The sequence below is a fragment of the Streptomyces sp. CNT360 genome (assembly GCF_000424785.1).
Genome location: NZ_AUKO01000012.1, coordinates 300,442 through 313,938 on the forward strand (window position 1 = coordinate 300,442; position 13,497 = coordinate 313,938).

The 13,497-nt window shown below is 73.9% G+C and carries 12 protein-coding genes; 7 read left to right on the forward strand and 5 right to left on the reverse strand.

Features of this window, described 5'->3' with window-relative positions; translation table 11 throughout:
* Positions 1-257 precede the first annotated feature (257 nt).
* The 6 genes from H297_RS36315 (at position 258) to H297_RS0114350 (ending at position 6,738) form a co-directional block, all read left to right on the forward strand.
* On the forward strand, positions 258-1,382 hold the full coding sequence (locus H297_RS36315; RefSeq protein ID WP_051351821.1) for a hypothetical protein: 1,125 nt from the start codon (positions 258-260) through the stop codon (positions 1,380-1,382).
* Positions 1,372-2,298 (forward strand): sugar phosphate isomerase/epimerase family protein, encoded by a 927-nt coding sequence (locus H297_RS36320; RefSeq protein ID WP_078514051.1) that lies wholly within the window; start codon positions 1,372-1,374, stop codon positions 2,296-2,298. Before H297_RS36315 ends, H297_RS36320 begins: the two co-directional genes overlap by 11 nt.
* Positions 2,295-3,644 carry a M20/M25/M40 family metallo-hydrolase gene (locus H297_RS0114335; RefSeq protein ID WP_486589511.1) on the forward strand — a complete coding sequence of 450 codons (1,350 nt, stop codon included), beginning with the start codon at positions 2,295-2,297 and terminating at the stop codon, positions 3,642-3,644. Before H297_RS36320 ends, H297_RS0114335 begins: the two co-directional genes overlap by 4 nt.
* Positions 3,645-3,755: 111 nt before the next feature.
* Positions 3,756-5,333: an Ldh family oxidoreductase gene (locus tag H297_RS42705; protein WP_078514053.1), complete on the forward strand. Its 1,578-nt coding sequence runs from the start codon at positions 3,756-3,758 to the stop codon at positions 5,331-5,333.
* Positions 5,330-6,268 (forward strand): Gfo/Idh/MocA family protein, encoded by a 939-nt coding sequence (locus H297_RS36330; protein WP_037794076.1) that lies wholly within the window; start codon positions 5,330-5,332, stop codon positions 6,266-6,268. The genes H297_RS42705 and H297_RS36330 overlap by 4 nt, the downstream gene beginning before the upstream one ends.
* On the forward strand, positions 6,265-6,738 hold the full coding sequence (locus H297_RS0114350) for a DUF6917 domain-containing protein (protein ID WP_486589512.1): 474 nt from the start codon (positions 6,265-6,267) through the stop codon (positions 6,736-6,738). Before H297_RS36330 ends, H297_RS0114350 begins: the two co-directional genes overlap by 4 nt.
* Positions 6,739-6,843: 105 nt before the next feature.
* Here the strand turns inward: H297_RS0114350 and H297_RS0114355 are convergent, their stop codons facing one another.
* The 3 genes from H297_RS0114355 to H297_RS0114365 all read right to left on the reverse strand — a co-directional run bounded on the left by H297_RS0114355 (position 6,844) and on the right by H297_RS0114365 (position 9,154).
* Positions 6,844-7,377, reverse strand: coding sequence for an EF-hand domain-containing protein (locus tag H297_RS0114355; RefSeq protein ID WP_027737625.1), 534 nt, complete (start codon positions 7,375-7,377; stop codon positions 6,844-6,846).
* A 148-nt stretch (positions 7,378-7,525) separates the two neighbouring features.
* A complete protein-coding gene (locus tag H297_RS0114360) occupies positions 7,526-8,785 on the reverse strand; it encodes a nucleotide sugar dehydrogenase (protein WP_027737626.1) in 1,260 nt (419 codons plus the stop codon).
* Between the two features lie 63 nt (positions 8,786-8,848).
* Positions 8,849-9,154 carry a hypothetical protein gene (locus H297_RS0114365; RefSeq protein ID WP_027737627.1) on the reverse strand — a complete coding sequence of 102 codons (306 nt, stop codon included), beginning with the start codon at positions 9,152-9,154 and terminating at the stop codon, positions 8,849-8,851.
* Positions 9,155-9,372: 218 nt separating this feature from the next.
* Between H297_RS0114365 and H297_RS36335 the strand changes: the two genes are divergently transcribed.
* On the forward strand, positions 9,373-10,329 hold the full coding sequence (locus H297_RS36335; RefSeq protein WP_051351822.1) for a hypothetical protein: 957 nt from the start codon (positions 9,373-9,375) through the stop codon (positions 10,327-10,329).
* Between the two features lie 81 nt (positions 10,330-10,410).
* On the opposite strand, the gene H297_RS41575 is transcribed toward H297_RS36335, so the two are convergent.
* Together H297_RS41575 and alaS are read right to left on the reverse strand one after the other, a co-directional pair.
* Positions 10,411-10,581: a hypothetical protein gene (locus H297_RS41575; protein ID WP_106959623.1), complete on the reverse strand. Its 171-nt coding sequence runs from the start codon at positions 10,579-10,581 to the stop codon at positions 10,411-10,413.
* A gap of 159 nt (positions 10,582-10,740) precedes the next feature.
* Complete coding sequence (gene alaS / locus H297_RS0114380) at positions 10,741-13,452, reverse strand: alanine--tRNA ligase (protein WP_027737628.1); 2,712 nt, start codon at positions 13,450-13,452, stop codon at positions 10,741-10,743.
* Positions 13,453-13,497 lie beyond the last annotated feature (45 nt).

Consider the following 13,497-nt stretch of genomic DNA (forward strand, 5'->3'; position numbering starts at 1 on the left):
CTGGGTCGGCCCGCGGACCGGGATGGCGCCGCACCCCTCCCGCGTTCCCTCCGAAAGACACTGACACCCCAATTGCTCGTCACGAACGGCGGTTTCCGGCGACCCGAGGCATACCCCCGGCGTCCGGCAGCAACCGCGCGCCGCACCAGGTTCACCCGTGCCGGTACGACTTGGGCTGTGCGTCTTGACCTCTCTTCATACCGGGCGTCACAGTCGGTCGCTGACCCTGAGAAAGTCGTCACACTTGCAAGGAAGACATGCTGCGACCGCTCATTGTCGGGTTAGGCCGCTCCGGAGCCGGCCTGCACCTCAACGCACTCAAGACCCTCGCCCACCCGGAACCCGACCCCGGCCCTGGCCCGGACGCGGATGCCGACGTGGGCCGGGGCCGGAGCCGGGATCCGGTCTCGGTTCCCGAGGCCACCGAGACCACCGAGGCCGAAGTGCCGCTCGCCTGGCCGCCGTTGGCCTGGGACGCCCGGCCGGGAGCCGGGGCGGGCCTCGACGGCGTCACCGTCCTGCCCTCCCTCGCGGCGGCCGCACAGCACACGGATCCCGCACGGACCGTCGTCCACCTGTGCACGCCGCCCGAAGCCCGCGCCGGTGTGCTCGGACGCCTCGCCGGACTCGGTTACACGCGGGTCCTGGTCGAGAAACCGCTGGCCGGCGACCCCGGTCAGCTCCAGAGCGTCACCCGGCTCCGCGCGGAGTACGGGCTCGACCTGACCGTCGTCGCCCACTGGCTGGCCGCCGGCCTCACCCAGGAAGTGCGGCGCCTGGTGACCGACCGGCCGCTCGGCCGCCTGCTCAGCATCGACGTGGCCCAGCACAAGCCCCGCTTCGACCGCACCCTGGCGACCCGCGGCCATCCGACCGCCTTCGACGTGGAACCACCGCACTCGCTCGGGGTGGTGCTCGATCTCGCCGGGGAGGCCGAGCTGGTCTCGGCACGCTGCACCGACCTGGTCTGCGACACCGCCGTCGTCCCGCACATGGGCAGTGCGGCGCTCACCCTCCGCCACGCCTCGGGCGTCTGCACCGACATCGCCTCCGACCTGGCCTCACCGGTGCAGCAGCGCAGCTTCACGCTCCGCTTCACCGACGGCACCGCGACCGCGCACTATCCGATCAGCGAGCGCGACGACCACGCCCAACTCCTCCTCACCGGTGCGGTACGCGCCCACCGCACCTTCCGCGACGAGGCGCTCAGCGCGTTCCTGCGCCGCACCTACCAGCGGTTCGCCCGCGGTCGCACCGACGACTTCGCGCTGCACCACGCCGTCGCGCGGCTGCTGTGCGAGGCGAAGGCGTACTGCCACGCCGACGGACCTCCCGCCGGCGGCCCCCCGCTCCCCGTACGGAAGGACGCCCGTGCCGTCTGAAGACAGTGCTCCGGCCGCCTCGCACGAGCAGCGCCGCCCGCCCGGCCCGCTCGCCGGACGGTGCGCGGGCATCGGTGACGAGGCGGCCCCCGGCCTGCGCGGGCAGATCGACGCGGTACGTGCCCTGGGATGGCACCGCATCGAGCTGCGCACGATCGACGGGAGAGCGCTGGCCGACCTGAACCGGCCGCAGGTGCGTCAGGTGGCCGACCGGTTACGGGCCGCGGGCCTGGGCGTGGTGTGCCTGGCCTCCCGGATCGGGAACTGGGCGCGGCCCGTCAGCACACCCTTCGAGGCCGACCTGGTGGAGCTGGAGACGCTGCTGGAGCAGTGCGCCGTCCTCGACTGCCGGCTGATCCGCGTCATGTCCTACCCCAACGACGGGCTGGGCGAGCGGGAATGGGCGGCCACCGTCGTCGACCGCCTCTCCCGGCTCGCCCGCCGCGCCGAGGCGGCAGGTGTCACCCTGGTGCACGAGAACTGCGCCGGCTGGGCGGGGGAGAGCGCCACCCGCATGCTGCGGCTCCTGGACGAGGTCGACAGCCCGGCGCTGCGGCTGCTGTTCGACACCGGCAACGGCGTGCCCTACGGCTACGACGCCGCCGCCCTGCTGCGACAGATCGTGCCCCACGTCTCCCACGTCCACATCAAGGACGCCCGCAGAGATGCGCCGGGCACCACGACCTACGTGCTGCCCGGCGACGGCGAGGCGGCCGTGGCCGACTGCCTGCGGACCCTGCTGGAGGCCGGCTACCGAGGCGCCTTCTGCCTCGAACCCCACCTGTCCGCGCGACCGCACGACGGCCTCGCCGCCGACGCGTACGCTGCCCCGCCCTTCGTGTCCGCGGGCCGACGACTCGGCCGGCTCCTCACCGAGTTGGAGGCCACCGCCCCCTCCGCCGGGGAGGCGCCGTGAGAGCCGGAGGCGCCGCGGACGGCGGGCGTCCCGCGCCGGACGGTACCGCCGCGTTGCTGAACGAGGCCGATCACGCGCTGCTCCTGGACCTGATGCGCACCCCCACGGTCGGTCCCCTGGAGGCCGGACAGGCCGACGCGCCGCCGCAACTGTGGCAGGCACAGCGCCTGTACGCGGAGGCCGCACGTGCGGCGGGCCTGCGCGTGGTGCGGCACGCCGCACCCGACTCCGCGGTCCTGCGCCGGGACGACGTGCCCGCCGTGGTGCGAAGAGCGGGCCGGGATCCCGCCTTCCTCGCGGCCCAGCCGAGCCTGGTGCTGCGCCTCGGTCCGAAGCGGCCACGGCGGGACACCGTCATGTTCAACGTCCACCTCGACACCGTCGCCGGGGTCCAGGAGGCCGGCTTCGACGGCGCGTGCTTCACCGGGCGCGGCGCCGTCGACGCCAAGGGCCCGGCGGTGGCGTTGCTGGCCGGGGTGCGGGCCGCGGCCGCCGCGGAGGAAGCCGTCGGGCGGGAGGTGTCCGTGCTGGTGCAGGCGGTCTCGGGCGAGGAGGGCGGCGCCATGGGCACGTTCGGCACCCGCCCGCTGGTGGAGGCCGGGTACGTCGGCCGCGTCAACGTCTTCTGCGAGCCGACCGGGCTGCGGCACCTGCCGCGGGCGACGGCCTCCATGACGGCCCGGCTGACCGTGGCCGGGGAGGACGCCGTCGACGACCGCCCGGGCGCGGGCCACAACGCGACCGTGCTGCTGGGTTTCCTCGCCCACCACCTGGCCGCCCGCTTCGAGTCCCACCCGGCACGGGCCGGGGCCGTCGGAGCCGCATGCGTGGCGGGACTGCACACCGGGCACGCCCACAACCGCGTCTACGGGACAGGCACCCTGCTGGTCAACATCGCCTACGCCACCACGGCCGAGGGCGCCGCCGCCGAACGGGCGTTGGCCGACACCGTCGCCGACGGCCTGCGCGCGTTCACCACCCGCTTCGCCGGCACCCGCGAGTACGCGCGAACCGCCGCCGACGCGGCCACCCGCACCCGCCTCAGCTGGGACAAACGGGGCCTGCCCTGCTTGAGCGGGCACGGACACAGCGACCCCTGGGCGGAGGACCTGTTGACCGCCGCGGGTGTGCCCCGGCATGCGGAGACCGAACCCGCCTTCACCTGTGACGCCCTGTGGCTGCACGGCGTACCCGGCACGTACACCACCGTGCTGGGGCCCGGGCGGCTGGACGCCAACAACGCGCACGCGGCGGGCGAGTTCGTCTCCCTCGCCGACCTGGAGGCGTTCGCCGCGCGGATCCGCGCACTCGTGCTCGCCTTCGCGGAGCGGCGCAGGCCCCGCTGACCCTGTGCGCGGGTGGCGTACCTCCGTCCTCCCGTGCCCGACCACGCCCCCGGCAACCGGGGGAGCCGCCCCACCAGTTACGTCACCTGCTCCGTCCAGAAAGGGAACCGCATGACAGTGCAGGACCAGGACGCCTCGGACCGCTCCGACAACGCATCCCCTGCGACCGGCGACGCGGGCCCGGGCCCTGGAAGCCGTCACGGAACCGGAGCCGCGACGGGGACCGGAACCGGCGCCGACAGCGCTTCCGGCTCCGACTCCAATGACGACACCGTCGTCGTCGGCCACGCCGAGCTGCTGGCGGCCGCCCGGGAAGCGTTCGCCGCGCGGGGCGTGCCTCCCGCGCGGGCCCGCCTCGCGGCGGACGCCCTGTGCTACGGCGACCTGGCCGGGCTCGGCTCGCACGGACTGTTCAACCTCGCCCGGCTCTACCTGCCGCTGCTGGAGTCCGGGCGGGCCGACCCGGGCGCCGAACCGTGCACAGTGACGGACCTGGGGGCCTGCGTGCTGCTGGACTCGGGCCGGGCGCTGGGGCTGTGGGCGGCTGCCGAGGCGATGGATCTGGCCGCGGAGCGCGCCCGGCGGCACGGCGTCGGCCTGGTGTCCGTACGGAACGCCACGCACTTCGGCTGCGCCGGCTACCACGCGGCGCGCGCGGCCCGGCAGGGCATGATCGGGATCCTGGCCGGCAACTGCGGCGGCCAGCGCATCGCCCGGCCCCCGCACGGGCTGCTCGCGATGCTGGGTACCAACCCGCTCAGTGTGGCGGCCCCGGCACTGGAGGGACACCCGTTCGTCCTCGACATGAGCTCCACCGTCGTCCCCACCGGGCGGGTGCGGACCGCGGCCCGCCGGGGTGAGCCCGTACCGGAGGGCTGGCTGGAGGACGGCGACGGCACCCCCGTGACCGATCCGGCCGCCTTCGACCGCGGTGAGGCCTACCTGCGGTGGCTGGGCGGCGACCCGGAGACGGGGGCCTTCAAGGGGTACGGGCTGGGCCTCGCCGTCGAGGTGCTGGCCGCGCTGCTGCCCGGCGCGCAGGTGGGTCCGGCCCCCGGCGCGCTGAACGGCGACGGGCGCCCGCACGGCCGGGACGACGACATCGGCTTCCTCGCCCTGGCCGTCTCCCCGGACGCCCTCCGCACCGGGACGCAGCCCCGCGGCCGCACGGAGCCCCACGCCGGTGCGGAGCCCGTCACCGACGCGGAGCCCGGTATCGGGGCGGAGCCCCGTCTTGATGTGGAGTCCGTCACCGACGCGGAGCCCGGTATCGACGCGGAGCCCCGTCATGATGCGCACCCGTCGGATGACGCGGAGCCCGGCACCGACGCGAAGTCCCGGACTGCTGCGGGGCCTTGCCCGCATGTGGGGCTTCCGGCCGAGGCGGATCCCGGCGCTGAGACGGAGGCCCGCGGAGTGGCGGGCCCGCGCGCCGGGGAGGGCTCGCGCGTCGGGGCAGACTTCCGCGCCGAGGCGGCGTCCCTCTTCGGCACGCTGACCCGGTGTCCGGCCGTGCCCGGACGCCCTCCCGTGCGCTATCCGGGGTGGTGGGAGGCCGAACGCGCCCGCGACCGCTTGCGGGACGGCATCCCGCTCCCCGCCCACCTGTACGCGGAACTCGTGGAGCTCGGCCTGCTGCCGCCCCGCCACCGGGGCGTACACGGCGGCGCGGGAAGGAGCGCACGATGACCCGCCGCCGCATCGGCCTGGCCGGCCTCGGCTCCATCTCGCGGTACTACCTCGCCGCAGTCGAGGCCGCGCCCGACTGGGAACTGGCCGCCCTGTGCGACGTGCACGCCCCGGCCCTGCAGCCGTACCACGGCCGGGTGCCCTGCTTCTCCGACCACCGCAGCATGCTGGCGGAAGCACGTCTGGACGCCGTGGTCGTCGCCGTCCCCAACCACGTGCACGCCTCCGTGTGCGCGGACGCCCTGCATGCCGGAGTTGCCGTCTGCGTGGAGAAGCCCCTGGCTCTCACCGTCGGGGAAGGGCGCGAACTGGCCGCCCTGGCACGGGAGGCGGACACCCCGCTGTTCACCGCCTTCCACCGGCGCTACAACGACGCCGTGGCCGGGCTGCGCCGCGAACTGCCCGCCGCCGGGCGGATCGCCTCCGTACGCGTCCGCTACCTGGAGCGCATCGAGGAACACATCGGCGGCGACACCTGGTACCTGGACCCGGAGTGCTGCGGCGGCGGCTGCGTCGCCGACAACGGGCCGAACGCCTTCGACCTGGTGCGGCTCCTGATCGGCGAGGTCACCGTCCGCCGGGCCACCGTCGTCCGGGACCGGCACGGCACCGACCGGCAGGCCGTCGTCGATCTGCGGAGCGAGCAGGGCACGGCGGCCCGCGTCGAGCTGGACTGGAGCCGGCCGGGGGAGACCAAGGACATCGAGGTCCGGCTGACGGACGGCACCGCCCTGTACGCCGACATGCTCGCCCTGCACCCCGGGTTCAAGGCGTCGCTGTGGCACGAGTACGTCGGCATCCTCGCCGACTTCGCCGCCGCGATCGACACGCGGACGCGCCCCGACGGCGGGCTCGCCGCGCTGGAACTGGTGGCGGACAGCTACCGGTACGCACAGCCGCCGGCGCGGGCGGCGGAGGGAGAGGTGGCCCTGTGACACCACGGACGGCCCGGCAGAAGCGGCTGCCCCGACCGGCCGACGCCCTGCGGGGAGGCCCGGACGCCCTGCGGGAGAACGGAGCGAAGCGGCCGGTGCACGGCTCCCTCGTCAAGGTGCTGCTGCACGCACGGACCGAACGCGGCATGGCGCTGGAGCCGTACGCCAGTCGCTGCGTGCGCCGCGGCGAGGTGCACGAGCTGGTCACCACCGACCACCGCGAGACCGCGCCCGGCTCCCGCATCGACCGGGTCGGCTTCCTCGGCTTCGTCGAGCTGTCGTGCGGTGGTGTGCTCGACCGCGGCGACGACCTGTGGCTCGACGGTGCCCACATCGGCACCGTGCTCGGCTTCGACGCCTGCCACTTCCCCAACCACTACAACATCCTCGTCCACGCCGGCCGGCTCCTCACCGGCGAGGACCTGGGTCTGTGCCCCGAGATGCCGGTCTCCTTCACCCCGGCGGAGTGAGCCCTTCGATGTCCGGTGTCCGGCACCCGGGCACCCACCGCACGCAAAGGCCGGTGGCCCCGCTCGGCGGGGCCACCGGCGCTCACATCGGGCCCGTGACCGGGCTCAGCCCAGCAGCTCGACGTCGAGCCGGCCGAAGTGGTACTCGCGGACCGCCGCCAGCAGCTCCTCCAGCGACAGCTCCCCGTCGCTGTTGGAGTCCACCTGCTGGAAGGCCTCCTTCGCCTCCGTGCGGTTGACGCCGATGCCTGCCAGCCAGGCCTCGAACTCCTCGGCGTTGATCTGGCCGTCGCCGTTCTTGTCGCAGATGCCGATGATGGCCTTGACCACGGGGCCCAGCACCCGGTTGAAGTTGGCCTCGCCGCCCTGGAAGATCAGGTTGCCGGTGACCTGGAGGAACTGCTCCTTGGTGAGGGTGCCGGACGGTCCGGCACCCGCCTCACGGGCGAGGTAGTCGAACAGCCCCTCGAAGGCGTCCCGGAGCGCCTGCACCTCCCGGGAGTCCACCGGCTTGCCGAACGCGTGCGCGATCTTGGCGGCCTCCTCCTTGAAGTCCCCCCTCTCCAGGACGCCGTTGGCGTCCGCGTCCCACTTGTCGAAGCGCTTGAGCAGACGGTCGTTGGCGATGGCAGTGGTCATGCCGTTCCTTTCCGGTGGTGCGGTGACAGACGGCGCCGGTCTTCCGGTGTCCGGTGCCGCCCTCGCGTGCGTCTCCCCGTGAGGCACGCAAGTCTGTGAGCGGCCGGGCCGCGAGAGGCCCCGGCCGAGTGCGCGGAGGACAGGGGGCTCACAGGCGGGTGACGTGGGCCCCCGCGGTTCTGCCCCGCGTATCCAGCACGGGGCAGCGCGCCCGTGCCAGGACCGTCGGGTCGTAACAGGAGTGGTCCTGCAGCAGCAGCGCGACATCGCTCTCGGCGAGCCCCGCGGCCACGTCCGTGTGGCGTCTGAGCGGTTGCCCCTCGCAGTGGAAGGCGGGTACGTACGGGTCGTGGTAGGCCACGGAGGCACCGCCCGAGCGCAGGTGCGCCGCGACCTGGAAAGCGGGGGACTCGCGCGTGTCGGCGATGTCCGGCTTGTAGGTGACTCCCAGCAGCAGTACCCGTGCACCGTGCAGCGGTGTGCCCCGCGCAGCCAGCAGCGCGGCGGCGCGCTGCACGACGTGCCGGGGCATCATGCCGAGCACGTCCTTGGCGGCCGACAGCATGCGGAAGGAGAAACCCTCGGACTCGGCCTTGACCGCGAGATAGCGCGGATCGACCGGAATGCAGTGGCCGCCGATTCCCGCGCCCGGAGTGAACGCGGTGAAACCGAAGGGTTTCGTGGCGGCGCAGTGGAGCACGTCCCAGATGTCGATGCCCATCTTGTCGCAGAACAGGGCGACTTCGTCGACCAGGGCGATGTTGACGTACCGGTAGGTGTTCTCCAGCAGCTTCGCCATCTCGGCTTCTCTTGTGCCGCGGGCCACCACCACGGTGTCCACCAGCCGGCTGTAGAAGGCGACCGCGTGCTTCGCGCACAGCGGTGTGCAACCACTGACCACGCGCGGGGTGTTGCTCATGGTGAAGGACGGATTGCCTGGGTCGATGCGCTCCGGTGAGTAGGCGAGGTGGAAGTCCTCACCCACTCTCAGGCCGCTGCCCCGCTCCAGCAGGGGCCGTACGACTTCCTCGGTGGTGCCCGGGTGGCTGGTGGACTCGACGACCACCAGCGTGCCCGGCCGCAGGTGGGCTGCCACCTGCTCGACAGCCGTCCGCAGGGGGCCCAGATCCGGTGCGCCCGTCGGGCCGAGACCCGTGGGTACGCAGACGACGACGGTGCCGGCAGTTGCCAGGACGGACGGGTCCGTGGTGGCGCGGAAACCGGCCGCGCGCATCGCGGCGACCTCTGCGTCGCTCACGTCGTCGACGTGGGAGTGCCCTGCGTGCAGGGCGTCGACCACCTGCCGGGACACGTCGTACCCGACCGTCGACAGGCCCGTCGCGCACGCGCGTTGTGTCAGCGGTAATCCGATGTAGCCCAGGCCCACGACGGCCAGGTCACATGTCATGCGGACCTCTCTGCCCGTATGCCGTTCGAGGTGCGAAGTCCCCGTGCCGGGGCGGGAAAGGCGTCAGACGGAGAAACTGCCGCTGCCGGGGGCGACATGGGAGCCGTGTCCGGGCTGCACCGTCAGAGCGGGGGTCAGGCAGAAGGGGTCGCCGTACACCTTCACCGGCTTGTCCGTCCTGTTGGTCAGCACATGCGCGAACGCGGGCAGTTTGTGGCAGCCTTCGGGGTTCTCGTACGTCGTGAGCGGCTGGAGCTCGGTCTCGAAGACGGTGATGTCACCGGTCGCCGCGCTGGCGGTGCCCCCACCCAGGACGAGCGTCGTGAGAGCGGCTGCGGCGGCGACGAACACGGGACGGAGCTTGCGCATCTGGGCTGCCTTTCCTCTTGCCGGTAGGACACTGGGAGCATGTCCCGGCTTGGGCCGTTTGAATGACGTGACAGCTGCTTTCCGCCGAAAGGGTGATGACTGCCGGAAAGGGTGGCGTATGGCGCCGACGAGTGCTTTTTCCTCCCAGCACGAAGCGGGGCGCCGCGGGCGGGTACCGCTGGTGCGCACGTACTGGCCTTCGCACCGCGGGAGGACGGGTGGACCTGGAGACGGTCGCCGACGAGCTGTACGGACTGCCGCCCGCCGACTTCACCGGCACCCGTGACGAGCGGGCGCGGCAGGCGCGGAAGGCCGGCCACGCGGAGCTGGCCCGCAGCATCCACCGCCTCCGTCGGCCGACCCTGGCGGCCTGGGCGAGCAACCTCCTGGTCCGTGAACAGCCCGAACAGGTACGCCTGCTGCGGGAGCTGGGCGAGGCGCTGCGGCAGGCGCAGCGGGACCTGGACGGTGCGCAACTGCGCGCGCTCTCCACCCGTCAGCACCAGGTGACCAGCCGGCTCGCACGGGAGGCGGCGGACCTGGCCGCCGCCTCCGGTCACCGCATCAGCGACGACGCCCTGCGTGCGGTGGCCGAGACGCTGCACGCCGCCCTGGCCGACGCGCAGGCCGGTCAGGAGTGGGCGGCGGGCCGCCTCGACCGCCCGCTGGCCGCCCCGGTCGGGTTCACCGGCGACACGGGCGCGCCCGCGGCCCCCGCAGCGCCGTCCCGCAGGCGGGGGAGCGGCAAGAAGAGCGGCGCCGTACGGGGCTCCGAGCAGCAGTCCGCCGGATCATCCTCCGGCTCCCGCCGTGGCCGGCACCGGAGCGAGCAGCACAGACAGGAGCTCGCCCGGGCACGCGAGCAGGCCCGCGAGGCCGAGCGTGAACTGGGCGCGCGGGAGAAGGAGGAGCGTTCGGCGCAGCAGGAGGCCGACCGTGCCACGCAGCGGCAGGAGCGTGCGGAGCGGCGCGTGAACGAGCTGGACGACAAGCTGCGCGACGCGGAGCAGGAGCAGCACGGCCGGAAGGCGGCCGCCCGCGACGCCCACAACGCGGTGCGCCGGGCCGAGCGCGCCGTGCAGCGGGCCCGGCACCGGTCGCAGGAGACCGCCGCCCGCGTCGACCGACTCGCCGCCCAGGCTCCCGAGGCAGATACGGGCCCCGAGGCCGGCTGAGCGCGGTGCCGCGCATCGCGGGCCGCGCCCACGCGGGCCCCGGGCGCGCGGGGGCCGCGCCTGGCGTGCTCCGTGGAGGGCTCAGCTCCTGCCCGGTTCCTCGTCGCGCTCCCCTTCGGCCTGGGAGGGGGTGGTGCGGGGGCAGTCCGGGTGTTGCTCGGGCTTGCGGCGCCCGGTGGACGGACCGGAGCGGACTTCCTGGACGTCGTCGTCGCGCTCGCCCTCGGCCTGCGAAGGAGTCTGCTCACTCATGACGATCCCCTCTGAAAGGCTGCCTTCCTCCGACCCGGGTACCCCGCCTCGGAGCCCGCGTCCCGTCCGCCCCACGGGTTTCCCGTGACCGGAGGGGCGACTCCCGGTGCGAGAGGCACTCCACAGGGTGCGGGGGCGGTGACGCACGGGCGCCGACCGTCAGTCTCCGGCGACCAGGCCGGGCACCGACGCCAGCAGGGCCGGGAGCTCGGTGGCGGGGAGGCCGCCGCCCTGGGCGATCCGGTCCGAGCCGCCGCCCCGACCGCGCAGCAGCCGTTCGACCAGCGCGGACGCCGAGTACCCCGCGGCCTGCGCGGCCTCGTTGACGGCCGTCACCACCGTGGCGGTGGCGTCGGCGGTGTCGGCAGTGTCGGCGGTGTCGGCTGCCTTTCCGACGGCGACGACACCGGGCTGCCTGGCGGGCAGCCTGTCCCGTACGGCGGTGGCGAGGGCGCGTGCGTCGTCGGTGTGCTCGGCGGTCGCCACGGCCACCAGGACGCCCCCCGCGTCCACCGCCGCGTCCGCCCACTCCGCCGCCCGAGCCGTGGCGGCCTCCTGCCGCAGGCGCCGGTTCTCCCGCTCGGTCGCCTTGAGCCGTTCCAGCAGGGTGCCGATCCGGTCCGGGAGCTCGGCGCGGGGTGCCTGGAGCTGCTCGGCGATGCGGGAGACCAGATCGCGTTCGCGGGCGAGGTAGGCGAATCCCTCCAGCCCGACAGCCGCCTCCAGCCGACGCAGTCCCGCACCGATCGAGGACTCGGCGGTGAGCGCGAGCGTGCCGATCTGCGCGGCGTGCGCGACGTGCGTACCGCCGCACAGCTCGCGGGACCAGGCGCCGCCGATCTCGACGACGCGGACCCGCTCCCCGTACGCCGCATCGAACAGGGCGAGGGCGCCGATCTCCCGGGCCTCGGCGAGCGTCATCCAGCGGACGTCCACGGGCAGGTCCCGGCGCAGCGCCCGGTTGGCGCTCTCCTCGATCTCGCTGCGCGCCGACGCGGACAGGCCACCGCGCCAGGGGAAGTCCAGACGCAGGTAGCCGGGGCGGTTGTAGGAGCCGGACTGGAGGGCTGTGGGGCCCAGGATCTCGCGGAGCGCCGCGTGCAGGACGTGGGTGCCGGAGTGGGCCTGGCGGGCACCCAGCCGCCACTCGGCATCTACGGCTGCCCGCACGCTGTCACCGACAGCCAGCTCTCCCGCACTCACGCGGACCTGGTGGGTGATCAGCCCGGGGAGCGGCCGCTGAACGTCGAGGACCTCGGCTGCCGCGGAAGGGCCGACGATGCGGCCGGCGTCGCTCTCCTGCCCGCCGGACTCCGCATAGAAGGGCGTCCGGTCCAGCAGCAGGGTGACGATCTCGCCTTCCCGGGCCGCGGGGACGGGCCCGTCGACGGCCAGCAGCGCCAGCACGCGGGAGTCGGTCTCCAGCGTCTCCCAGGCCAGCCAGTCGGTCTCCCCGTGGGCCGTCAGCACCGACCGCAGCGCGGCTGTGCTCGCCGGGTCCGCCGGGCTTCCCGCTGCCGTGCCGACCCCTGCCTTGCGGGCCCGGGCGTCCTGGCGGGCGCGCTCCCGCTGGTTGCGCATGAGGGCGGCGAAACCCTCCCGGTCGACGTCGACGCCCTTCTCCGCGGCCATCTCCAGGGTCAGCTCGACGGGGAACCCGTAGGTGTCGTGCAGCCGGAACGCCTCGTCGCCGGACAGGGTGCTGCCGCCCCGGGCCCTGACCCGGTCCACGGCGGTGTCGAGGACGGTGGTGCCCTGCCGCAGGGTGGCCCGGAAGGCGTCCTCCTCCGCGCACGCCCGGTCGGCGATCCGCTCGTAGACCTCGGCCTCGGCGAGTTCCGGGTAGCCGGGTGCCATGCAGTCCCGGGCGACCGGGAGGAGCTCGCCCAGCGCCGGGTTCTCGTGGCCGAGCTGCCGCATGGAGCGGACGGCGCGGCGCAGAATGCGGCGGAGCACGTAGCCGCGGCCCTCGTTGCCGGGAGTGGTGCCGTCGGCCAGCAGCATCAGGGCGGTCCGCACGTGGTCGGCGACGACGCGCAGCCGGATGTCGGACTCCGTACCGGCGCCGTAGCGGACCCCGGCCAGGGTGGCGGCGCGCTCCAGGACGGGCCGGATCTCGTCGGTCTCGTAGACGTTGTCGACCCCCTGGAGGAGGGTCGCCATGCGCTCCAGGCCCATGCCGGTGTCGATGTTGGGCCGGGGCAGCTCGCCCAGGACCGGGTACCCGGTCCTGCCCTGCCCCTCGCCGCGCTCGTACTGCATGAAGACCAGGTTCCAGAACTCCATGTACCGGTCCTCGTCGACCGCCGGTCCGCCCGCCGGGCCCAGCTCCGGGCCCCGGTCGTAGTACAGCTCCGAGCAGGGGCCGCACGGGCCGGGCACGCCCATCGACCAGAAGTTGTCCTCGTCGCCCCGCGCCACGATGCGCTCGTCGGGCAGTCCGGCGATCCGCTGCCACAGTCCACGCGCTGCGGAGTCGGAGTGGTGGACGGTCACCCAGATCCGGTCGGGATCCAGGCCGAAGCCGCCCTCCGCGACGGGGGCGGTGGACAGCTCCCAGGCGAGGGCGATCGCCTGTTCCTTGAAGTAGTCGCCGAAGGAGAAGTTGCCCATCATCTGGAAGAAGGAGCCGTGCCGGGTGGTGCGGCCCACCTCCTCGATGTCGAGGGTGCGCACACACTTCTGCGCGCTCGCCGCACGTGGCCACGGCGGTGCGCTCTCACCGGTCAGGTAGGGCTTGAACGGCACCATGCCCGCGTTGACGAACAGCAGTGTCGGGTCGGGCGTCGGCAGGGGGGCGCTGGGGACGAGGGTGTGACCGCGCTCGGCGAAGAAGTCGAGGAAGCGGCTGCGGATCTCGGCGGTGCGCAAGGCGGACTCCGGTGCGGTGGTGCGGTGCGGTCGGTGGGTCGGGGC